The sequence below is a fragment of the Prevotella sp. BV3P1 genome, assembly GCF_000479005.1.
Lineage (GTDB): Bacteria > Bacteroidota > Bacteroidia > Bacteroidales > Bacteroidaceae > Prevotella.
In genome coordinates this window covers 49,378-67,726 of the sequence record NZ_AWXC01000011.1, presented here as the reverse complement: position 1 = coordinate 67,726, position 18,349 = coordinate 49,378, and the positions used below count along the sequence as shown (strand labels likewise).

Genomic DNA, 18,349 nt, shown 5'->3' with positions numbered 1-18,349 from the left:
AAAAAGATTGGGAAATGAATGCTCATCTTAGCTCCACATCATGTTTGAACATACAACGGATAGTTGTTATTGAATGCCTCGCTGGTTCAATGCAGCGGTGTATTTGGCTGCGTTAACTTTGTGTTCAGCGTATGTCCGTGCAAAGTTGTGTGTTCCGCTGAAGTCTTCCTTGGCACACATGTACAGGTAGTCGTGATGCTTCAGGTTGAGCACAGACTCAATGCCAGCAATCGAGGCGATGCGGATGGGGCCTGGTGGCAAGCCAGTGTTCACGTATGTGTTGTAGGGACTTTTGATGGTTAACAGCTTATTGTAAATGCGCCTCAAACCAAAGTCTTTCCACGCAAATTTGATGGTAGGGTCAGCTTGCAGTGGCATTCCGTTGGGATATTCGGCATTGCGCAACATCAGTCGGTTATAGTACATGCCAGCAATCATGGGCTTCTCTCCATTGTTAGCCGTTTCCTCATCAACGATGCTGGCCAAGGTAATCACTTCGTTCGGAGATAGTTTTAGTTGCTGTGCTTTTGCCTTTCTGTCGGTGTTCCAGAAGCGGTTGCTCTCTTTTTTCATCCGATCCAACAGCTTGTTAATGTTTACATTCCAATAGATATCGTAGGTGTTTGGAATAAACATGCACGCAATGGTGGTGGTGTCATAGCCGTATTTTTGGCAAACAGTGTCATTTTTCAAAGCGCTGGCCAACGTTGCACTGTCCAGCATCAGATGTTTTGCCAGTTCGGCCGACAAGCGTTCAACGGTTCTCACCGTAGGAATGGTAAGATTAACAGGCTCTTGCATGCCATTTTTCAGGTGCCTCAAAACCGTGAAAGCCCCTTCTCCCGACTTGATGGCATACCTACCTGTGCGAACGTGGTCGGCATACTTGGTGTGCCTCATCAACGTGGTAAAGCCATGGAGGCTGTGCTGATGGGCAATGGGAGTGAGCTTGGCCACTACCGAGTCGGCATTATCATCCGTGTCTATGTAGATATAGCTGGTGGTTTCTGAGGTTGAAAAAGCACTGAAGAAATAGTAAAAGGTCAATCCGCATACCAGAAGAACGCAGATGGCCGCAGCAAGTAGATAGTAGTTTTTATGCTGTTTGTCCATGTTTTCAATTGCAAATGTGATTTGAATGCAAAGTTAGTTGAAGTTAGAGACAAGGCAAAATAATTGCGCATTTATTTTGGTTTCTCATTCATGAACCCTGACTGCCATACACAACCGTTCACGCCACGTCTGGCAATAGCATTGAGTTTGGGCTCCAAAGTCATGCAAATTAGCCACCAAAGTCATTGAGTTTAACCTCCAAAGTCATGTGAATTAATTTGTGATCTTTTTAACACTGAAGTTCCGTTTGGTTGTTTCCTCTCGTATCATCCTTACATTGAGTAAGTTAGCGTGGTACACCCTACGCTATGGCTAGTAGTTTATGGATGTGTTTTAAACAGCATACGAAAGTTGAAGGATGTTGAACAAAAGAATATGAGGCGGTTTGCTTCATCACTTACAATCGTCTGTTGAAGTCATGGCATGAGTCATGAAAAACGTTCATTTGTTTGTCAATGCAACAAACAAATGCTACCTTTGTAGACAGAAACAGGGTTGACACAGATAATATACGCCCAATCGTTGATTAACGAATGGTTTTTCCTTCAGAAAGAAGAGGAAACTTCAATGGGAGTCAGCCAACAGAACAAATTAAACACTCATGGGCTCATGAAAGAATACAGTACATATATATTTGATTTAGATGGAACGTTGCTTGATTCGCTTCAAGACTTATACGTTAGTTGCAATGCAGCTTTGAAGATGCATGGCATGCCTGAACGTACCATTTGCGAGGTGCGAAAGTTTGTAGGTAATGGTGTGAAAAAGCTCATGGAGCGTGCCATTCCCAACGGATTAGACAACCCCGACTTCGAGGTTACATACGCTGATTTTCGTCAACACTATTTGGTTCATAATCTTGACAATACCAAACCCTACCCGGGGATACTTGAGCTTTTGGCCAATTTGCATGCCCATGGCAAGAAGTTGGCTGTGGTTAGCAACAAGTTCTACGATGCCACGCAAGACCTTTGTCGCCACTTTTTTAGCGACTATGTCACGGTAGCGATTGGTGAACGGGAAAACATCAAGAAAAAACCGGCACCTGACACGGTGATGGAAGCCTTGCGCCAATTGGGTGATGATGGTCGGGATGCTGTTTACATTGGTGACAGTGATGTAGACATAGCCACAGCACGCAATAGCAACATGCCTTGTATCAGTGTGTTATGGGGATTTAGAGATAAAGAATTTTTATTGGAACATGGAGCTGCCACCTTTGTTTCGTCACCGAAAGAATTGATGCTTTAGGTCGCGGCAAGCACCCCTTATTCCAACGTACCCGTTTGGTAGAATTTCAATAAGCCAATATTCAATATCGCAAGATACTTGGCTTGCAGTTCGTTTTGTTCTGCTGTCATGAGCTTGTTTTTGCCGTCTGTGAGTTCAACGATGTTGATGAGTTGCTCGTCAAACTTGGCTTTAAGCAGTCTGAAACTTTCCTCTGCGCTCTGTGTGCTTACCTTGGCAGCCTTAAATCGGTTCTGGTTGTTTACGGCTTGCAGCCAATAGTCTTCGATATTTGAATACAAGGTACTTTGCTTGTCTTTCAAGTCGAGCATGTAGTTTTGCTTTTGCAGCATGGCTTTGTTCACGGCTGTCTTTGCCTGCCTGTTGTCAAATAGCGGAATACTCAATGAAATTCCTGCGCCGATGTCAAAGTTGTTTTTCATTTGGTTCCCCCATTGATAATCGCTCATGGAAGTGGTGCTTGTACCAACGCCAGCGTTGATTCCGATGACGGGCAGTCTGCTGGCCTTCGCAATCTTCACACTCAGATTGCTGCTCTCGATGCCCAGCTGTGCATTTTGTATTTCAGGACGATAGTTCAGCGCTGCCGAATAGACCGTTTTCACAGTGGGTATCGGTTGAAGTGCCATATCATCGGTTGTGTGCGGTACGTCTATTTCAAACTCATCTTCATCAACCAGTTGCAGAAGCTGCTTCAGCTGTCGCTTGTAGTTGCGCAAGTTGCTCTCTGCTTCAACCACATTATATTCGTCTTGAGCACGTTGAGCGGTAAGCTGCGCCATGTCGGCACGACTCATTTTCTGCACTTTCATAAATTCTTCGCCACGCTTTTCGTTTTGCACACTTGAGGCCAACATAGATTTGTTCACTGCGATAGCCTCGCTGGAATATAGTATTTGTACATACAGCTGTGCGATTTGCTCAATCAGTTGGTTGGCCATGGTTGCCGAGTCGAGTGCGGCTTGTTTCTCCGTCAGCCTGTTCAGTTTCACCGTGTTGGTGTTTCTTCCACCGTTCCATACCGTCCAACTACCGTTCACACTGTAAGTTCCGTTGTAATACACCTTGTCAATTGAAGTCTGCACATAGCCCTCAGCGGCGATACCTGTTTGCGGCCATGGTCGATAGGTTGCATTTTGAGAGGTGGCAGCGTTCAGCGATGGCAACAGCGCAGCCTGACTCTGCTTAGTGTCTTCAATGGCACTGAGATGTTTGAGCGAGGTCTTTTTCAGCGAGATGTTGTTGGATAGGGCGTAATGGATGCAGTCTTTCAGTGACCACTTTCGCGCTTCAATAGGAGTTGACAATGACAAGAAGATGATTGCCAGAAGGCAAGTTGTAAAAATATTTTTCATACCGTGTTCGTTATGTTTTATCAGATTGCTGGGTAAGATAGGGTAGATATCCCCACATCCCATTGTTGTCTGTTAGACGACAAAAGTAATGAAAAAGTTTAGCAATTCTGTGATTTCATGTAAAATCAAACAGAAAACAGGTTGTAAAATTTGCTCGTTTCGAGCGAAAAATGTATCTTTGCAATAACAAACATGATACAACATGGGGGTTGTGTCGGTTTGATCGGGATACTCATCAATAAAAAAATGAAACCGAGAAGACTTCTTTTGCTAATGGCGGGCCACATAAATCCTTAGGGACTAAGCTGTAAAGCCGGTGGATTACAAAGGCGGAGAGCTCTCAAATCTTATCAAGTTCGGAGTTTCATCACATCATCGAGCAACCCCTTTTTATGATACAAAGGCAGGTGCATTCCTGCCTTTTTAATTACACTTTAGCTTATGTTTTCCGGAATCGTAGAAGAAATGGCCACACTGGTTGCCATCGATCGAGATCAAGACAATATTGATTTCACTTTTAAATGCTCGTTTGTAGATCATCTCAAGATTGACCAAAGCATCAGTCACAATGGTGTTTGTCTGACGGTTGTACGTTTGACAGACGATACCTACACGGTTACAGCCATGCGAGAAACGCTCATTAGAAGTAACCTGGGGCTGTTGAAAGTGGGCGACAGGGTGAATGTAGAGCGGTCGATGTTGATGAATGGCCGTCTGGATGGGCACATCGTGCAAGGGCATGTCGACGGAACGGCGACGTGTGTGAACATGGAAGATGCCGATGGGTCTACCTATTTCACGTTTGAATATCCATTTGACAAGACGATGGCCAAGCGTGGTTACATGACCGTAGACAAAGGTAGCGTGACCGTGAACGGCGTTTCGTTGACCGTATGTGAGCCTACGGACAATAGTTTTAAGGTGGCCATCATTCCCTATACCCGAGAGAATACCAATTTCTGTGATATCAAGATTGGGTCTGTTGTCAACATAGAGTTCGACATCTTGGGCAAGTACATGGCCCGCCTCCTTCACTTTGACGCGTGAACATGGGGCTTTCCATCTTTGATGAGCAACAGAAAAGCGTTCAGCTTTTATCGCATATTTCATTCAATACATATTTTATATAATGGCAACAGTAGACGACAAGAAAGTTATCTTCTCTATGGTGGGAGTTTCAAAGATTATCCCACAAAACCAAAAACAAGTTCTCAAGGACATTTACCTATCATTCTTCTATGGTGCGAAGATAGGCATTATAGGTCTGAATGGTGCGGGTAAGTCAACGCTGATGAAGATTATTGCCGGGCTGGAACAACCCACACAAGGCGATGTGGTGTGGAGTCCTGGCTACTCTGTTGGTTATCTTCCGCAGGATCCCCCCCTCGATGCAGATAAAACAGTGAAGCAAAATGTGCAAGAGGGCGTGCAGCATGTATATGACGCACTGAAAGAATACGATGAAATCAATGTCAAATTTGGCATAGAAGAGTATTATAGTGATCCTGACAAGATGGACAAGTTGATGCAACGGCAGGCTGAAATACAAGATATCATCGATGCCACGGACGCATGGAACATGGATTCTAAACTGGATAGGGCCATGGCAGCCCTGCGTTGTCCTGCGGGTGACCTGCCCGTGACCAACCTTTCTGGTGGCGAACGGCGTAGGGTAGCACTGTGTAAGTTGTTGCTGCAAAAGCCTGATGTTTTGTTGCTTGACGAGCCAACCAACCACCTTGACGCCGAAAGCATCGACTGGTTGGAACAGCATCTACAACAATACGAGGGTACGGTAATTGCCGTTACACACGACAGATACTTCCTGGACGATGTCAGTGAGTGGATTCTTGAGCTGGATAGGGGAGAAGGCATTCCATGGAAAGGCAACTACTCCTCTTGGTTGGAGCAGAAGACCAAGCGCATGGATCAAGAAGAAAAGACGGCATCGAAGCGACGTAAGACGCTTGAACGTGAGCTTGAATGGGTTCGCATGGCTCCAAAAGCTCGCCAAGCTAAAGGTAAAGCTCGTTTGAACTCCTATGAACAGATGTTGAATGAGGAGCAGAAGACCAGGGAAGAGAAACTGGAAATCTTCATTCCTAACGGCCCACGATTGGGTAACAAGGTAATTGAGGCACAGCATGTGAAAAAGGGTTTTGGCGAAAAAGTATTGTTCAACGATCTCAACTTCATGCTGCCGCCGAATGGCATCGTAGGTGTTATCGGTCCAAACGGTGCGGGTAAGACCACGCTTTTCCGGCTGATTATGGGGTTGGAACAGCCTGATGCTGGTACGTTTGAGGTGGGTGAAACCGTGAAACTGGTTTACGTTGACCAGCAACACAAGGACATTGATCCCAATAAGACGGTGTACGAAGTGGTTTCTCAGGGCAATGAAACCCTCCGAATGGGTGGCCGTGACGTCAACGCTCGTGCCTATTTGTCGCGTTTCAACTTCTCCGGAACCGACCAAAACAAAATGTGTTCAGTGCTTTCGGGTGGCGAACGCAACCGCTTGCAGCTGGCTTTGGCGCTGAAACAAGAAGGAAACGTGCTACTGCTGGATGAGCCTACCAATGACATTGACGTGAATACACTCCGTGCTTTGGAAGAAGGTTTGGAGGCATTTGCAGGCTGTGCGGTAGTCATCAGTCATGACCGATGGTTCTTAGACCGTATCTGTACGCACATTTTGTCATTCGAAGGCGATGGTGAAGTGTTCTACTTTGAAGGAACTTATTCTGAATATGAAATCAACAAGGCCCGTCGATTGGGAGATGAAGAAATTAAAAAAGGCCGATACAGAAAGCTGATGGATGACTAAAATCTCTATCCATACAACAAGCCACGATAGCATCTTGCATGAGATGTTATCGTGGCTTTTTCTTTTAGTACCTATCTTCCGGCATGCTTAATCGCCGGTTAGCTGCAGTAAGTCCCAGAATTCGTTGACGATTTTGTCATACTCATCCGACGTTACACGTCCACCACTTGACATGATGTTGTAGGTAATTCCAGGCCATGTTTTACGCAATCCGTAGTCAACGAATCCCATTCGCTTATAAAACTCATATCGTTTCTTACGCTGTAGGCTGTTGTCAGCGGGCTGATCAACGTCTTCAATGTCAATCATCAGTCGCTCTTCTTTATACTTTTCTAATAAACGTTGGATAATTTTCGTACCGATTCCTTTGCCTCGCTCACTGGGCATGACCGCGAAATAAAACAGCCAACTCAAATCATCATGATGATAAGTATAGGTCAGACCCTTAAATTGGCCGTTTTCATCGTAAAATCCGAGGAATTTGATATCTGCTCTTTCTTGTAACAATAGCAATGCGTCGAAGGGTATTCGCTCTACTTTTGGAAATGCCTCAACGTACAACTGCTTGACAAGATCGATATCCTTTGAATTTTTGTTTAACTCTTTGATTTCCATAATGCAATGTACAATGTTATAAAATATTTGCAACAATAGCAATGACACACCCCATTGATTGAGGCTTCTGCATGATTCTTGGCGACGAAAAACAAGGGACGGGCTTTCAAATACTCTTTTTACTGGTCCGAAAAAGTGCCATCCGCTGCTCGTGCTTTTCGTGCATCCCGAGATACAGTAAGTAGGACATACGCTGTAAAACAACAATGAGTTTGGCGAAACACCAAACTCATTATCATTTCACAGACTTGTATTATGTGAGGAAAGTCAAAACCAACGTCAATCGTTAAGCGCGAATCGTCTTGCGTTTTTGTATTGCTGGAATCGACTGTTAACCCACCTGTCTGCGTAAAATTGCTGTCTTATTCTGCTGCAGCAGGAGCCTCTTCTGTCGTAGCCTCAGCCTCTTCTGTTGTTGCTTCAGCCGCTTCTTCGGCAGCCGCTTTTGCTTCTTCAGCCTGTGCAGCTGCCTTCTTCTCAGCTACTTTCTTAGCTATTTCTGCATTAATCTTCTTTTCTGCTTCGAGTTCTTTTGCTGCTGCATCCTTCTTAGTCTGAGCTTCAATCTCAGCCCTTGTTTGCAATCCCTTGTCCTTGTCTTGCTTCCAAGCGTCGAACTTGCTTTGCATAGCAGCCTCGTCGAATGCTCCCTTCTTTACACCGCCACGCAGGTGTTTCATGAGATACACACCCTCGCGCTTGAGAATGTTACGAGCTGTGTCAGTGGGTTGTGCGCCAACCTCCAGCCAGTAAAGAGCTCTGTCGAAATTCAAATCTACAGCTGCTGGATTCGTATTGGGATTATACGTTCCAATCTTTTCAATAAATTTACCATCTCGTGGTGCTCTTGAGTCAGCGATTACGATGCTATAGAAAGCATAGCCTTTGCGACCGCCGCGCTGCAATCTAATCTTTGTTGCCATTTTTTTGTTTTATTATTTTTAGGTTTGAATTGATGCCGTCAACTCGTGACAGCGGGTGCAAATTTACGATAAAAAGCTTATCTGTCGAAATATCAACTCCTTGAAAGGTGTTTTGTTAAACAATATTAACAAAATTATACATAACCAGCCAGTCATCATGCTGCATGCATGGGCCAACTGGCTGATAGATAGCACGGCTGGATGATGCCTCGTTCCTTTTTCAGAAGGGTTGATAAGGGTTTACATCACCCCGTCTTCACGCAATTTCTCCTGCCATTTCCAGGCTGATGCCAGCACATCTTCAATGGGTGTGTCTGCTTTCCAACCCAACACTTGGTTGGCTTTGTCTACGTTGCCCCATACTTTTTCGATGTCACCTTCACGCCGCGGGCCAAACTTCCAATTGAGTTTTACCCCCGTTGCTTTCTCAAATCCCTCAACGATTTCGAGCGTAGACTCGCCTTTTCCCGTGCCGATATTGAATATTTCCATGCAATCGACGTCTTCTTCCAGCACCCTTTTCATGGCAGCGACGTGCGCCTTGGCCAAATCCACCACATAGATATAGTCGCGAATGCACGTTCCGTCGGGTGTGTCGTAATCGTTTCCGAAGATGGTCAGCTGCTTGCGAATGCCCATGGCTGTTTGCGTAACGTATGGAATCAAATTGTTTGGCACGCCGTTGGGCAACTCGCCAATCAGGGCAGATGGATGCGCACCAATGGGATTGAAGTATCTAAGGATGATGCTCTTGATGGCCGCACCGCTGTGAATATAGTCTTGTATGATTTCTTCGTTAATCTGTTTGGTGTTACCGTAGGGCGAAAGTGCCTTTTGGATAGGTGCTTCCTCTGTCACGGGGAGGTTCTCCTTGGTGGGCTGACCGTACACGGTACAGCTGCTCGAGAAGATGATTCCTTTGACATGATACTTGGGCATCAGCTCCAGCAGGTTGATTAAAGAGGTGATGTTGTTTCTGTAATACAACAAGGGTTTCTCCACACTCTCACCAACGGCCTTGGAGGCAGCGAAGTGGATGATGCCGGCAATGTTGTTATATTTCTTGAAAACAGCTTCCGTTTCTTCTTTATTGCACAGGTCTATCTTCTCAAAGCAGGGGCGTGTTCCTGTAATTTTTTCGATGCCATCAAGGACTTCTATCTTTGAGTTGGAAAGATTGTCTACAATAACAACGTTGTAGCCCGCCTCTTGTAGTTCAACGGTTGTGTGCGAACCGATAAATCCAGTTCCGCCAGTGACAAGAATCGTCTGTTTCATCTCTAATGCTTAATTTTGGTTGTTTATAAATATGTGTCTTGCAAAGGTAGAAAAAAATCCCGAAACATAGACTGGATGTACTAAAAAATCGAAAGAGAATATCTGTTGTCAAGATGAAAATCATGCTGATACATGCAAGTGAAATTTCTTGACACCCAACCTCTTCATGCTTGGCTTATTTGTCAACAACCCTACACCTTGTTGCAAATACGCCAAAAATGAGCGGGCTTTGAATGTGGTTGATGGTCAGAATGTTACAGTTTTGGTGGCTTGTTTTGTGCCCATTTTACACGGTTTTTTAAGTCAAAAGCAATGCTCTAAAGGTGTTATTTGCATGCTTTTGTGCAGATAAGTCATGTGAATTGGCCGCTAAAGTGATGCATCTTGAGAGGCAAACACATTGACTTTGCGCCAAAATGCCATTTTTCTTGCAAGATGAACTCTTGTCTGCATCCTCCAGGCCTATTGATTTTTTCTAGATTGAAGATTTACAAGTGCCGTTTTAAAGGCGAAATTTGATAAAAAATATCAACAATAGGTGCGACCTTCGTGCTTCATCGTTCACTTAATTTTATTCCACCTAAATGGGTCATGAACATTTCTATGTAAATATGTGTCACCAGCAGTGGAAGAGTTAGCGCATGTACTGACAAATTTGGCAGATAACAGATTTAACAGGCAGCAGACTGACAAAAGTGGCAGACAGCAGACTGACAAAAATGACATGCGGCTGAGTTGGCACGTTTTTCGCATGGAAAGGGTGAGTCTTGTAGTTTGGTGTTCTGAAGATATTGAACATCTCTCAAGATTGACTAATTGAAAATAGAAGAACTTAAAAATTATTATTATGAAAGTTAAACCATTAGCAGACAGAGTGTTGGTTGCTCCAGCACCAGCAGAAGAGAAAGTAGGTGGAATCATTATTCCAGACACCGCAAAAGAAAAACCATTGCATGGTAAAGTGGTAGCCGTGGGTAACGGTACGAAAGACGAAGAGATGATTCTTAAGGAAGGGGATGAGGTGCTATACGGAAAATATAGTGGCACGGAATTAGAATTTGACGGTGACACCTATTTAATTATGCGTCAGAGCGATGTTCTTGCTGTGGTCAAGTAAGTACCACACAGGTGCATTTTTTACGATTAACATACTATAGAACCAATATAAATACAGAATATAAAAATTATGGCAAAAGATATTAAATTCGATGTTGAAGCAAGAGACTTGCTCAAGCAGGGCGTTGACAAGTTGGCGAATGCAGTAAAAATCACACTGGGGCCTAAGGGTCGCAACGTTGTGATTGAGAAGAAGTTCGGTGCTCCGCAAATTACCAAGGACGGAGTGACCGTAGCAAAAGAAATAGAGCTGGAGGATGCATTTGAAAATACCGGTGCACAGCTTGTAAAGAGCGTTGCATCCAAGACGGGTGACGATGCTGGTGACGGTACCACAACGGCAACCATCTTGACACAGGCCATTGTGTCTGAAGGTTTGAAGAATGTGACCGCTGGTGCCAACCCCATGGATTTGAAGCGTGGTATCGACAAGGCTGTTAGTGCAGTGGTTGAATATATCAAGGCGCACGCAGAACAAGTGGGTAACAATTACGATAAGATAGAACAAGTGGCTACCGTGTCTGCTAACAACGATCCAGAGATTGGTAAGCTCTTGGCCGACGCTATGCGTAAGGTGAGCAAGAACGGTGTGATCACCATCGAGGAGAGTAAGAGCCGCGACACCAACATTGGCGTGGTAGAGGGTATGCAGTTTGACCGCGGATATCTGTCAAGTTACTTCGTAACTGACACGGACAAGATGGAGAGTGTGATGGAAAATCCTTACATCTTGATTTACGAAAAGAAGATATCCAACATCAAAGAATTCTTACCTATCTTGCAGAATGCAGCCGAAAGTGGCCGCCCATTGTTGGTCATCGCAGAGGATGTTGATTCAGAGGCTTTGACAACGTTGGTAGTGAACCGCCTGCGTGCCGGTTTGAAGATATGCGCCGTTAAGGCTCCTGGCTTTGGCGATCGCCGTAAGGCCATGTTGGAAGACATCGCCATCTTGACGGGTGGAGTGGTTATCTGTGAGGAAAAAGGCTTGAAACTTGAGCAGGCTACCCTTGAAATGTTGGGTTCTGCTGAGAAAGTTACGGTCAACAAGGACTATACGACGATTGTTAACGGTGGTGGACAGAGCGAGAACATTCAGGCTCGTGTCAATCAAATCAAGGCTGAGATTGAAAACACAACAAGCACATACGATAAGGAGAAGTTGCAGGAACGCTTGGCCAAACTCTCCGGTGGCGTAGCCGTTCTTTATGTAGGTGCTAACAGCGAGGTTGAAATGAAGGAGAAGAAAGATCGCGTTGACGATGCTCTGTGTGCAACTCGCGCAGCCATTGAAGAAGGTGTTGTGGCCGGTGGTGGCATCACTTACATCCGTGCGCTCGACGCATTGAAGGATGTGAAGGGTGTGAATACTGACGAACAGACTGGTATCAACATCGTGGAGCGTGCCATCGAAGAGCCACTTCGACAGATTGTAACCAACGCTGGTGGCGAAGGTGCCGTTGTTGTTGACAAGGTACGTCAGGGCAAAGATGACTACGGATACAATGCTCGTACCGATTCTTACGAGGACTTGCGCAAAGAGGGTATCGTAGATCCGGCGAAAGTTGCTCGTGTGGCACTGGAGAATGCCGCGTCGATTGCAGGCATGTTCTTAACCACTGAATGTCTCATTGTTGACAAACCAGAGGAGAAACCTGCCATGCCGGCAGCGCCAGGTATGGGCGGCATGATGTAAAAAACAATTTGATTCATATAAACGAGAGGGTGTGTCTATTTGTAGGTGCACCCTCTTTTTTTATGCATGTTGTATTATAAATGTGTTTTTTTTCATATCAAAAAATTTTGAAATATAAATCAAAACATATATCTTTGCAACGTAAATAGGAAAATATTGATTAAAGTGTTAAGTAGAAAAGATATTTTTGATTTGTTTTAGTAGATTAGTTTTTAAGTAGTTTGTTTTTTAAATCGGATGTCGGGATGACATCCGATTCTTTTTTTAGTTAGACCTTTCCGCATGCTTGGGGCTGTTGTTGAGGGAGGATATATTTTTCTTTTCCTGTCCATTCATCCGTTTTTTCATTAAAAAATGCTTAATTTTGTCTTGTCATTCTGTCGAAATCACCTTTCAACAACGAATGTGTTACGGTTCAATGAGCTGTAATCCTGTGGAGCAAAGGGGAGAAGAATTGAAATATATGGAGAAACTTATAGAACTTTATGCGCAATGGGCGGGTGAGAAACCTTCCACTATAGAGAAGTTGGAAGGGGCTGGCAGCAATCGTGTTTATTATCGTTTTGGCAACAAATCAGGCCAATCGGTGATTGCAGTGATAGGTACCAGTCGGGATGAAAATCATGCGTTCATTTATCTCACGGAGCATTTTACGGACAAACAGCTTCCGGTTCCTCAGATTTTGGCTGTTAGTGACGATGAACTGAGGTATCTCCAGACTGATTTGGGACATACTTCGCTGTTTGATATGTTGAAAAGTGCCCGTGATGCTGGCGGCAGATACACGCAAAAAGAAAAGCAGCTGTTGACCAAAACGCTTCAAGCACTGTCCGAAATGCAAGTGAGGGGAGCCGTTGGACTCGACTTTCAACAGTGTTATCCGCAACCCGAATTCAATGTAGAAAGCGTGTTGTTTGACCTGAATTATTTCAAGTATTGCTTTCTGAAAGCGACTGGAATCGATTTCCACGAGCTGATGTTAGAGGCCAACTTTCGTATGTTTGCCAAAGATTTGACGGCAGAGCCAGCGGAATGTTTCTTGTATCGCGATTTTCAAGCACGCAATGTGATGCTTGACAACGATGGTAATCCCTATTTTATTGACTATCAAGGAGGAAGAAAAGGGCCATACTATTATGACTTAGCGTCTTTCCTATGGCAGGCATCAGCTAAATATCCTTTTAAATTGCGTCGTGATTTGGTGTCCGCTTATTATGAGTCTTTGAAACAATATACGGAAGTTCCATCAAGCAGGCACTTCGTTGAGCGATTGAATCTCTTTGTGTTGTTTCGCACGTTACAGGTCCTGGGAGCTTACGGCTTTCGTGGATATTTCGAGCGGAAGAAACATTTCATTCAGTCTATTCCAGCAGCCATGCAGAATCTTCGTGAGCTTATAAAGCTTGGCGAGCATGTTTTTCCCTATCCATACATGATGAGCGTCCTCAAAGAGATGACGGAATTGCCTCAATTTGCTAACAAGGAGGAGAGAAAAGTGAAAAGAACTGATGGCTTCAAGATTACGGATAACAATATATTTAAGGCCAATCCGGTGGATGGACCCGCCACTTTTTCCAAATATGATGATAAAGGTGAGCTGATTGTTCGTGTGAACAGTTTTTCATATCACAAAGGTATTCCTGAAGATCCCACAGGAAATGGGGGCGGCTATGTGTTTGACTGTCGGTCCACTCACAATCCCGGACGATATGAACCTTATAAGAATTTGACGGGTTTGGATGAGCCTGTGATTCGTTTCTTGGAAGATGATGGCGAGATACTCGTCTTCCTTGAAAGCGTATACCAATTGGCCGATCGTCACGTGGCACGATACATTGAGCGGGGATTTACCAGTTTGATATTCTCATTTGGTTGCACAGGCGGACAACACCGCAGCGTATATTGTGCGCAACATTTGGCAGAACACATTCATGACAAGTTCGGAATTGAGGTAAGAATTAACCACCGTGAACAGAAAATAGAGCAAACGTTGGAGGCAAAATAGCCATTCTGAGCGTGAAAACTTGAATGTCTATCGGTTTTGACAGCGACGATTTGGAGCGATAAGTAATGATGAAGGAAGATCAAAATATGATGCAAGCAATGATTTTAGCAGCGGGATTGGGAACCCGACTCAAACCGCTGACCGACCATGTGCCTAAGGCTTTGGTGGAAGTTGGAGGTGAACCTTTGCTCAAACAGGTGATATTCAAGTTAAAAGATGCGGGTTTTAATCGTATTATTGTCAATGTGCATCATTTCTCCGAGCAAATCATTCAGTACTTAGAGGCAAATCATTATTTTGGTTTAGATATCCGTATCAGCGACGAAACCAACCAGTTGCTCGATACGGGAGGTGGTATTAAGGCTGCCAAACATTTGTTTGAAGACACCAGAATATTGATTCATAACGTTGATATACTAAGCAACATCAACCTTCAACGCTTTTATTTCGCGCATACGGAAGCTGCGGCAACCTTGTTGGTAAGCGAGCGTAATACCAATCGTTACTTGCTTTTTGACGACGATATGCGCTTGGTTGGTTGGACGAACGTGAAGACAGGGGAGGTTCGTTCGCCCTATTCAAACTTAAATGTGGCACAGTACAAGAAGCTTGCCTTCGCCGGTATTCACACCTTTTCACCACAATTGTTTCCATGGATGGATTCTTTTCCTGACCGTTTTGGCGTGATTGATTTCTATTTAAGCGTGTGCAATCAGGTTCCCATCATTGGACATGTAGAGTCAAACTTTAAGCTGATGGATGTTGGCAAGCAAGAAACGCTGCATGCAGCTGAAGAGTTTCTGCATCAACTGTGAGCAGACGCTTCACCTTAGTCAACTCTCAAAACCTATAATGTAAGTACGGTTGTAAAGCAATCGTTGAACAACTGACTGATTCCTTGTGGCTCTTTTTTGAAAATACCATAGATGGTACTGCCGCTTCCGCTCATGGCTGCATACACAGCCCCTTGCTGGTAGAGCTGCTCTTTGATGTGCTTCAACTTCGGATACAATTTGAATACGGGTATTTCAAAGTCATTCATCAGTTCGTCTTTCCACGTTTCTATGGGCTGACCGATGATGTCACGGCAGCATTTGACAGGTCGTTTCACCTCAATTTTGGCGTAAGCATCTTTGGTAGAAACGGCTATGTCGGGCTTAATCAGTGCGAGAAAACACCCTTCAAGATTCCTTTTTGGCAGCTCTGTTGGCACGAGTTGGTCACCAATTCCCGATGCAAATGAAGGCTTGGCGGTGATGAAGAAGGCGCAATCAGCACCCAGTTGGGCAGCATATTGCTCCATGTTAGCGGTGGTGAGATTGAGTTTGAATTGCTCATTGAGCAGTCTAATCATGAAAGCTGCATCACTCGACCCGCCTCCTAAGCCCGCTTGTGAGGGGATTTTCTTGTAAAGATGAGCGTGAATGCGCGGTAGTGGGAAGTCTTTTGCCAGCAAATGGTAAGCCTGGATGACGAGATTGTTGTCTTCGTGAACATCGAGTGCCTTCCCTGTTATCTTCAAATCGCACGGATTATCGGATGGAAACTGTTCGTCCATGCGTGTTATTTCAAGCGTGTCGTGCAGCGGAATAGGGAAGAACACGGTTTCTATGTCATGGTAACCATCTGGCCGAATGCCTACTACGTTAAGGCCTAAATTGATTTTGGCACATGGAAATGTAATCATGTAGCAATGGGTTGATATACAAAATGCAAATGCCAACAAGCAGCATTAACTGCGTTGTTGGCACTTTCTACATTAAATTTATTTTTTTGAATTCTTGATTTTCTCCACGTATGCATCGATGGCAGCTACGGCAGTGATGTTTACAATGTCGCGCACAGAACATTCGAAGTCGGTAAAATGGATTGGTTTTTTCAATCCCATTTGTATCGGTCCGATGATTTCTGCATCCGAATTGAGGGCTTGTAGCAATTTATAACAGCCGTTGGCACTGCTCATATTGGGGAAAACCAGCGTGTTGACGTTCTTTCCCCTCAAGCGTGTGAATGGATATTTGTCGTCGCGTAAATTTTTATCCATGGCAAAATTAACCTGCATTTCTCCATCGATAGTCAAGTCAGGGAACTCTTGTTGCATTCTTTCTACTGCGGCATGAACCTTTTGCGGACTTCCAATCGTATCTGTTCCGAAGTTGGAATAGCTGATCATCGCCATGACCGGCTTGTCATTGAAGAATCTTACTGCGTCAGCGCTGAGGCGTGCAATGTCATACAGCACATTCTCGTCTGGGTGCCTGTTGATTAAGGTGTCAGAAATGTAGTAGATGCCTTTTTTGGTGTCAAGGATGTGCATGGTGGCAAAGGTATTGTATCCAGGACGAATACCAATCACTTCTTTGGCCACCTTGATGGTGTTCGAGTATTTTGTGTAGAGTCCTGTGATGAACCCATCGGCATCACCATGTTCAACCATCGACATGCCAAAATAGTTGCGCTCGTACATTTTGTCGTAAGCTTCTTCGAAGGTATACCCTTGTCGTTCAAGCTTTTCTGACAGGTGTTTGGCAAACTTCGCACGCTTTCCTTGTTCCTTATCTGCGCGCATATCTATAATTTTGATGCCCGTGAGGTCGAGTTTCAGTCGGCTGGCCAGTCGGTTAAGTCTGTCCGGATTTCCCAACAGAATAGGGAAGCAAATGCCTTCTTGCTTCGCCTGCACGGCTGCTTTCATCATGGTGGGGTGGGCACCTTCTGCGAACACAATGCGCTGTGGATGGCGAGCGGCCGTGGCATGCAGCGTTCTCGTAAACTTAGATTCCTGTCCGAGCAGCAACTTCAAATTCTCCTTGTATTTATTCCAGTCCTTGATAGGTGTCCTGGCCACCCCACTGTCTACGGCTGCTTTGGCTACAGCCGCACTCACTTCTGTGATGAGGCGCGGGTCTATGGGCTTTGGAATGAAATACTTGGGGCCGAAATTCAAGTCATTGATGTGATAAACTTCATTGACCACATCCGGAATGGGTTGTTTCGCAAGGTCGGCAATGGCATGTACGGCGGCCATCTTCATTTCCTCATTGATGGCCTTGGCATGTACATCCAGTGCTCCACGGAAGATGTATGGGAAGCCGATGACATTATTAATCTGATTAGGATAATCGCTGCGACCGGTCGACATGATGACGTCTGGCCGACTGTCAAGGGCATCTTCGTAGCTAATTTCAGGCACGGGATTGGCCAATGCGAACACGATAGGATTGGAAGCCATCGAACGAATCATGTCTTTGGATAGGATATTACCTCTTGATAAGCCCACGAACACATCGGCATCCTTAATGGCTTCCTCCAACGTGTGTACGTCCTTCCGGTCGGTGGCGAACATTTCTTTTTGTGGGTTCAGGTCTGTACGGTCTTTTGTAATCACTCCGTGCGAGTCCAGCATCAGGATATTTTCTTTCTTTACCCCCAAGGCTACATACAATTTGGTACAGCTGATGGCAGCGGCTCCAGCGCCATTAATAACCAGTTTGGCCTGCTTGATGTCTTTGCCGGCTACTTCTAAAGCGTTTTTCAGACCTGCGGCTGATATGATGGCCGTGCCATGTTGGTCGTCGTGCATCACGGGGATGTCGAGATTTTTCTTCAATCTTTCCTCTATGTAGAAACATTCCGGTGCTTTGATGTCTTCCAGATTGATGCCGCCAAACGATGGTGCGATTCTTTCAACGGTCTCACAAAACTTCACGGGGTCTTTCTCGTCTACCTCAATGTCGAAAACATCGATGCCGCCATATATCTTGAACAGCAAGCCTTTGCCTTCCATCACGGGCTTGCCACTCATGGCACCAATGTCCCCTAAGCCCAGCACAGCCGTTCCGTTAGAAATCACTGCGACTAAGTTTCCCTTGTTAGTATATTTGTAAGCGTCATTTTCATTGTTCTGAATCTCAAGACACGGATAGGCCACGCCTGGTGAATAGGCCAAGCTCAGGTCTGTTTGTGTTCTGTATGGTTTGGTCGGTTTTACTTCAATTTTGCCGGGACGTTCTCCCTCATGGTAAGCAAGAGCTGCTTCTTTGGTAATTTTTAACATTGAATTATAGTACTGAATGGAGAGCGAAAAGGGCATGAGCTTCGTAGAGCAGTACCCAGATTTCTCTCCCAATGATTAAACGTTCAAATAGTTGATAACGGAACAAAGTTAAG

The 18,349-nt window shown here is 44.8% G+C and carries 14 protein-coding genes; 7 read left to right on the top strand and 7 right to left on the bottom strand.

Annotated elements, in window-relative coordinates:
- Positions 1–66: 66 nt before the first annotated feature.
- Positions 67–1,113 carry an endolytic transglycosylase MltG gene (gene mltG, locus HMPREF1254_RS03475; RefSeq protein WP_023057233.1) on the bottom strand — a complete coding sequence of 349 codons (1,047 nt, stop codon included), beginning with the start codon at positions 1,111–1,113 and terminating at the stop codon, positions 67–69.
- A 609-nt stretch (positions 1,114–1,722) separates the two neighbouring features.
- Between mltG and HMPREF1254_RS03470 the strand changes: the two genes are divergently transcribed.
- Positions 1,723–2,364, top strand: a complete 642-nt coding sequence (locus HMPREF1254_RS03470; protein ID WP_023057238.1) for an HAD family hydrolase — start codon at positions 1,723–1,725, stop codon at positions 2,362–2,364.
- Positions 2,365–2,381: 17 nt separating this feature from the next.
- On the opposite strand, the gene HMPREF1254_RS03465 is transcribed toward HMPREF1254_RS03470, so the two are convergent.
- On the bottom strand, positions 2,382–3,719 hold the full coding sequence (locus HMPREF1254_RS03465) for a TolC family protein (RefSeq protein WP_036879003.1): 1,338 nt from the start codon (positions 3,717–3,719) through the stop codon (positions 2,382–2,384).
- Positions 3,720–4,160: 441 nt separating this feature from the next.
- On the opposite strand from HMPREF1254_RS03465, the gene HMPREF1254_RS03460 reads away from it, so the two are divergent.
- Both HMPREF1254_RS03460 and ettA read left to right on the top strand, forming a co-directional pair.
- On the top strand, positions 4,161–4,766 hold the full coding sequence (locus HMPREF1254_RS03460; protein ID WP_023057263.1) for a riboflavin synthase: 606 nt from the start codon (positions 4,161–4,163) through the stop codon (positions 4,764–4,766).
- An 82-nt stretch (positions 4,767–4,848) separates the two neighbouring features.
- On the top strand, positions 4,849–6,546 hold the full coding sequence (gene ettA, locus HMPREF1254_RS03455) for an energy-dependent translational throttle protein EttA (protein ID WP_023057253.1): 1,698 nt from the start codon (positions 4,849–4,851) through the stop codon (positions 6,544–6,546).
- A gap of 87 nt (positions 6,547–6,633) precedes the next feature.
- On the opposite strand, the gene HMPREF1254_RS03450 is transcribed toward ettA, so the two are convergent.
- The 3 genes from HMPREF1254_RS03450 to galE form a co-directional block, all read right to left on the bottom strand.
- On the bottom strand, positions 6,634–7,161 hold the full coding sequence (locus HMPREF1254_RS03450) for a GNAT family N-acetyltransferase (RefSeq protein ID WP_023057261.1): 528 nt from the start codon (positions 7,159–7,161) through the stop codon (positions 6,634–6,636).
- Between the two features lie 362 nt (positions 7,162–7,523).
- Positions 7,524–8,084 carry a 30S ribosomal protein S16 gene (locus tag HMPREF1254_RS03445; RefSeq protein ID WP_023057264.1) on the bottom strand — a complete coding sequence of 187 codons (561 nt, stop codon included), beginning with the start codon at positions 8,082–8,084 and terminating at the stop codon, positions 7,524–7,526.
- A gap of 240 nt (positions 8,085–8,324) precedes the next feature.
- Complete coding sequence (galE, locus tag HMPREF1254_RS03440) at positions 8,325–9,362, bottom strand: UDP-glucose 4-epimerase GalE (protein ID WP_023057248.1); 1,038 nt, start codon at positions 9,360–9,362, stop codon at positions 8,325–8,327.
- Positions 9,363–10,209: 847 nt separating this feature from the next.
- On the opposite strand from galE, the gene HMPREF1254_RS03435 reads away from it, so the two are divergent.
- The 4 genes from HMPREF1254_RS03435 (at position 10,210) to HMPREF1254_RS03420 (ending at position 14,994) form a co-directional block, all read left to right on the top strand.
- Entirely contained in the window at positions 10,210–10,479 is a 270-nt protein-coding gene (locus HMPREF1254_RS03435; protein ID WP_023057230.1) for a co-chaperone GroES, read from the top strand.
- A 69-nt stretch (positions 10,480–10,548) separates the two neighbouring features.
- Complete coding sequence (groL, locus tag HMPREF1254_RS03430; RefSeq protein WP_023057244.1) at positions 10,549–12,174, top strand: chaperonin GroEL; 1,626 nt, start codon at positions 10,549–10,551, stop codon at positions 12,172–12,174.
- Between the two features lie 463 nt (positions 12,175–12,637).
- Entirely contained in the window at positions 12,638–14,179 is a 1,542-nt protein-coding gene (locus HMPREF1254_RS03425) for a RapZ C-terminal domain-containing protein (RefSeq protein WP_036879006.1), read from the top strand.
- 86 nt (positions 14,180–14,265) lie between these two features.
- The gene (locus HMPREF1254_RS03420; protein WP_036879008.1) at positions 14,266–14,994 is read left to right on the top strand and encodes a sugar phosphate nucleotidyltransferase; all 729 of its coding nucleotides are present in this window, start codon (positions 14,266–14,268) and stop codon (positions 14,992–14,994) included.
- A gap of 32 nt (positions 14,995–15,026) precedes the next feature.
- Here HMPREF1254_RS03420 and ispE read toward each other — a convergent pair whose 3' ends face one another.
- Together ispE and HMPREF1254_RS03410 are read right to left on the bottom strand one after the other, a co-directional pair.
- Entirely contained in the window at positions 15,027–15,866 is an 840-nt protein-coding gene (ispE, locus tag HMPREF1254_RS03415) for a 4-(cytidine 5'-diphospho)-2-C-methyl-D-erythritol kinase (RefSeq protein WP_023057247.1), read from the bottom strand.
- A 78-nt stretch (positions 15,867–15,944) separates the two neighbouring features.
- Positions 15,945–18,236 (bottom strand): NADP-dependent malic enzyme, encoded by a 2,292-nt coding sequence (locus HMPREF1254_RS03410; protein ID WP_036878990.1) that lies wholly within the window; start codon positions 18,234–18,236, stop codon positions 15,945–15,947.
- Between the last annotated feature and the right edge of the window lie 113 nt (positions 18,237–18,349).

Excerpts from the sequence above, each read along its gene's own strand:
- HMPREF1254_RS03435 (WP_023057230.1), top strand. The coding sequence starts at position 10,210 with ATGAAAGTTAAACCATTAGCAGACAGAGTGTTGGTTGCTCCAGCACCA.
- HMPREF1254_RS03445 (WP_023057264.1), bottom strand. The coding sequence starts at position 8,084 with ATGGCAACAAAGATTAGATTGCAGCGCGGCGGTCGCAAAGGCTATGCT.
- groL (WP_023057244.1), top strand. The coding sequence starts at position 10,549 with ATGGCAAAAGATATTAAATTCGATGTTGAAGCAAGAGACTTGCTCAAG.
- HMPREF1254_RS03410 (WP_036878990.1), bottom strand. The coding sequence starts at position 18,236 with ATGTTAAAAATTACCAAAGAAGCAGCTCTTGCTTACCATGAGGGAGAA.
- mltG (WP_023057233.1), bottom strand. The coding sequence starts at position 1,113 with ATGGACAAACAGCATAAAAACTACTATCTACTTGCTGCGGCCATCTGC.
- HMPREF1254_RS03420 (WP_036879008.1), top strand. The coding sequence starts at position 14,266 with ATGATGCAAGCAATGATTTTAGCAGCGGGATTGGGAACCCGACTCAAA.
- galE (WP_023057248.1), bottom strand. The coding sequence starts at position 9,362 with ATGAAACAGACGATTCTTGTCACTGGCGGAACTGGATTTATCGGTTCG.
- HMPREF1254_RS03425 (WP_036879006.1), top strand. The coding sequence starts at position 12,638 with ATGGAGAAACTTATAGAACTTTATGCGCAATGGGCGGGTGAGAAACCT.
- HMPREF1254_RS03460 (WP_023057263.1), top strand. The coding sequence starts at position 4,161 with ATGTTTTCCGGAATCGTAGAAGAAATGGCCACACTGGTTGCCATCGAT.
- HMPREF1254_RS03470 (WP_023057238.1), top strand. The coding sequence starts at position 1,723 with ATGAAAGAATACAGTACATATATATTTGATTTAGATGGAACGTTGCTT.
- HMPREF1254_RS03450 (WP_023057261.1), bottom strand. The coding sequence starts at position 7,161 with ATGGAAATCAAAGAGTTAAACAAAAATTCAAAGGATATCGATCTTGTC.
- ettA (WP_023057253.1), top strand. The coding sequence starts at position 4,849 with ATGGCAACAGTAGACGACAAGAAAGTTATCTTCTCTATGGTGGGAGTT.
- HMPREF1254_RS03465 (WP_036879003.1), bottom strand. The coding sequence starts at position 3,719 with ATGAAAAATATTTTTACAACTTGCCTTCTGGCAATCATCTTCTTGTCA.
- ispE (WP_023057247.1), bottom strand. The coding sequence starts at position 15,866 with ATGATTACATTTCCATGTGCCAAAATCAATTTAGGCCTTAACGTAGTA.